3 protein-coding genes and 1 pseudogene are annotated in these 3350 nt (G+C 72.4%); 1 reads left to right on the forward strand and 3 read right to left on the reverse strand.

Annotated features, from left to right (window positions below):
* Positions 1–13: 13 nt before the first annotated feature.
* From ACSNOC_RS27315 to ACSNOC_RS27325, 3 genes are all read right to left on the reverse strand, one after another.
* Complete coding sequence (locus ACSNOC_RS27315) at positions 14–664, reverse strand: NADPH-dependent F420 reductase (protein ID WP_436750257.1); 651 nt, start codon at positions 662–664, stop codon at positions 14–16.
* Between the two features lie 84 nt (positions 665–748).
* Positions 749–1738, reverse strand: a complete 990-nt coding sequence (locus tag ACSNOC_RS27320) for an LCP family protein (RefSeq protein ID WP_436750258.1) — start codon at positions 1736–1738, stop codon at positions 749–751.
* A 146-nt stretch (positions 1739–1884) separates the two neighbouring features.
* Positions 1885–2574, reverse strand: a complete 690-nt coding sequence (locus ACSNOC_RS27325) for an NADPH-dependent FMN reductase (RefSeq protein ID WP_436750259.1) — start codon at positions 2572–2574, stop codon at positions 1885–1887.
* A gap of 194 nt (positions 2575–2768) precedes the next feature.
* Here ACSNOC_RS27325 and ACSNOC_RS27330 point away from each other — a divergent pair.
* Positions 2769–3350 (forward strand): annotated as a pseudogene (locus ACSNOC_RS27330) (Fe-S oxidoreductase); the annotation flags it as partial.

Below are 3350 nucleotides of genomic sequence, written 5' to 3' on the forward strand. Positions count from 1 at the left end.
CGCTCGCCCGCTCTCAGGGAAGGATCTTGACGGCGCTCGACCAGTTCAGGCCGAGGCGCTCCTGGGCGGCCATGTGCAGGAGCTGGAGGCCCTCCAGCTCGCGGGCCCGGCGCAGGGGCCCGATGTCGAGGGGGCGCAGCCCGCCCGAGGACGCGAGGGCGGCGACGGACCGCTTGCCGTCCTCGTCGTCGCCCGCGATCAGCACGTCCAGCGGCTGGTCCGCGACCGTCCCGGCCACGAGGGTGGTGGCGAAGGTGGTGTTGAACGCCTTCACCACCGGGACGCCGGGCGCCGCCTCGGCGGCGATCTGCTCGGCGGCCGAGGTGCCCGCCGGCACGGTCAGGGAGTCGAGGGTGGCGTAATCGACGGGGTTGGAGACGTCCACCAGGACCGAGCCGGTCAGCGCCGTGCCGTACTCGGCAGCCACCGCGCGGCCGGCCGGGTAGGGCAGGGCGAGCACCACGAGATCGGCGTCCTCCACGGCTATCGCGTCCGACTGCACGACGCTGTCGTTCCCGCCGGGGGCGGCCCGGCGGAGGTCGTCGGCGAGGTCGGCGGCCTTCTTGGCGGACCGGTCTATCAGCCGGACGCCGTGCCCGCCGACCAGGGCTCTGGTCGCTATGCCACGGGCCATCGCGCCCGCGCCCACGATCGTCACCTTCATTTCTCCATGCCAGCACGGCCCCCGGCGACCCGCATCTCCGGCCGCCGGGGATCCGGGGCCGGTCCGGGGCCGGTCCGGGGGCTGTCAGTCCGAGGGCGGGAGCGGGCGGTCCTGGCGCAGCGCGGCGAAGAGGCGGCCGGCGGCGGAGGCGTCCAGGGCGAGGCGGTCGTCCTGGGTCGGGTGCGGCACCACCGGCACGGTGCGGAACGTCAGCCCGCCGTCCGGGACCGCCTGCACGTCCTGGACGAGGCGGCGCAGTTCGTCGAGCGAGTCGAGCCCGGGGTCGGCGGTGATGGCGGAGGTCACGGCCTCCAGCACGGGGTAGAGGCGGGCCGGGTTGGTGAGGGTCCCCTCGTCCGCCAGCTCGTCGTGGAGGAGGCCGAGGAACTCCTGCTGCCGGGAGAGCCGGTTCAGGTCGCTGCCGTCCCCGACGTACACCCGGGCGCGGACGTAGGCGAGGGCCTGCTCGCCGTCGAGCACGTGCCGCCCGGCGGGCAGGTCGTGGCCCACGTTCGGGTCGTACTCGGCCTCGTCCAGCTCCACCTCCACGCCGCCCACCGCGTCCACGACGTCCGCGAAGCCGTCGAAGCCGAGCACCAGGTGGTGGTCGACGCGGATGTCGGTCATGCGCTCGAACGTGCGGATGGTGCAGGCCGCGCCGCCGTACTGGTAGGCCCAGTTGAACTGGGCGGTGCGGGCCTCGCTCCTGCCGCCGTCCTCGGTCCGGCAGGAGGGGATGTCGACCACGATGTCGCGCGGCACGTTCACCGCGTCGGCCCGTTCGCCGTCGGCGGAGAGGTGGAGCAGCAGGACGGTGTCGGAGCGGGCGTTGCCCGTGCCCGAGCCCCAGTCGTCACCGATCAGCAGGATGTTCCGCGCCTCGCCCGCGGCGGCGGCCGGCCGTTCGCCCGCGTGCTCGTCCAGGGCCTCGGCGGCGGCGCGGTCGGTCTCGATGTTGCCGTCCAGCCGCTGGTACGCCCACAGGGCGGTGCCCGCGGTGATCGCCAGCAGGACACCGAAGGCCAGCAGCAGCCACCACCACACCTTCTGACCGCGCGTCATATGGACAGCCATGGCAGCCCACCCTTCCGGCTCGCTTGTGGGGTCCATCCTGCGGGCCGGAAGGTGCGTTATAAGGCATGTGGGCTTATTGTTCGACAGCTTCCACCGATCGGACGCGACGGCCGGGCCCGATCGGCGCAGGCTTCCGCGCGTTCCGCTCAGGCGGTGTAGGGGCGGGCGGCGCGGGCCTCGCGCAGCGCGGTGCCCCACCAGGCGAGCTGGTCGAGCATGGTCGTGGCCGCGCCGCCGCTGCCCTCGGGGTCCAGCGGCCTGCCGTCGTCGTCGAACCTGCTCCAGGCGGAGTGGAAGCTGACCGTGTCCCGGACGGTGACGGCGTGCAGCTCGGCGAAGACGCCGCGCAGGTGCTCCACCGCGCGCAGGCCGCCCGAGACGCCGCCGTAGGAGACGAAGCCGACGGGCTTGGCGTGCCACTCCTTGTGGTGCCAGTCGATGAGGTTCTTCAGCGCGGCCGGGTAGCTGTGGTTGTACTCGGGGGTGACCACGACGAACGCCTCGGCCGCGGCGAGGCGGGCGGCCAGGCCCGTGTCCGTGTCCGTGCCCGCGTCCGCGTCCGCGTCCGGCGGTGGGGCCGACATCTCCAGCGGCAGCGTGCCCGCCTCGGCCACGTCCACGGTGTCCACGGTCATGTCGCCGCGGGCGGCGGCCCGCTCCGCGAACCAGCGGGCGACGGTCGGCCCGAACCGGCCGGCCCGGACGCTGCCGACGATCACGGCCAGCCGCAGCGGAGCGCCGGCGAGCGGGGACGCGGGGGCGGTGGCGGTGGCCGTGGTGGCGGCGGGCGAGTTCCCGGTGGCGGGCGCGGCGGTGGACAGAAGGGTGGTGGTCATGAGGGATCTCCTTGTCCCGGGGTTCCGGTGGACAAGAAGCAGCGTCATACTTCAAGAATGCTTGAAGTCAAGGGGCGGACGGGTCGGCCGGTGGACGTGACCAAGACGACCTGGGAAGTTACTCTCTAGTAGGATGACTCTGGGCTATGTTGCTAGCCCTGCTTGCCCCCCGCCCGCAGGTCCGAGGAGCCGACATGCAACTCGCCGCGATCATCGTTTCGCTGGTGCTCACCGCGATCGCCATCGCCCTGTTCAGCAGGGCCGTCGTGGAGATCGTCCGTTTTCTGCGCATCGGCCAGTCCTTGCCCGCGGGCGCCCGGACCGACGATCCCACCGCCCGCAGCGTCACCCTGACCAAGGAGTTCCTCGGTCACACCCGTATGAACCGGTGGGGGATCATCGGCGTGGCGCACTGGTTCGTCGCCATCGGCTTCCTGACCCTGGGCCTGACCATCGTCCAGGCATACGGCCAGCTCTTCAAGGCCGACTGGGTCCTGCCGGTGCTCGGCGGCTTCCTGCCGTACGAGATGTACATCGAGTTCATCGCCGCGATGACCACCGTGGGCATCGTGACCCTGATCATCGTCCGGCAGCTCAGCCTGCCGCGCCGGCTCGGCCGCAAGTCGCGCTTCGCCGGCTCCACCGCCTGGCAGGCGTACTTCGTCGAGCTCATCATCCTGACCATCGGCGCGGCCATCCTGATGCTGCGGGGTCTGGAGGGCGCGCTCCACCACGTCGAGCACTACGAGGCGGCGTACTTCGTCTCCTACCCCCTG

The organism is Streptomyces sp. URMC 129 (genome assembly GCF_051386415.1).
In the GTDB taxonomy this organism is placed as follows: Bacteria; Actinomycetota; Actinomycetes; order Streptomycetales; family Streptomycetaceae; genus Streptomyces.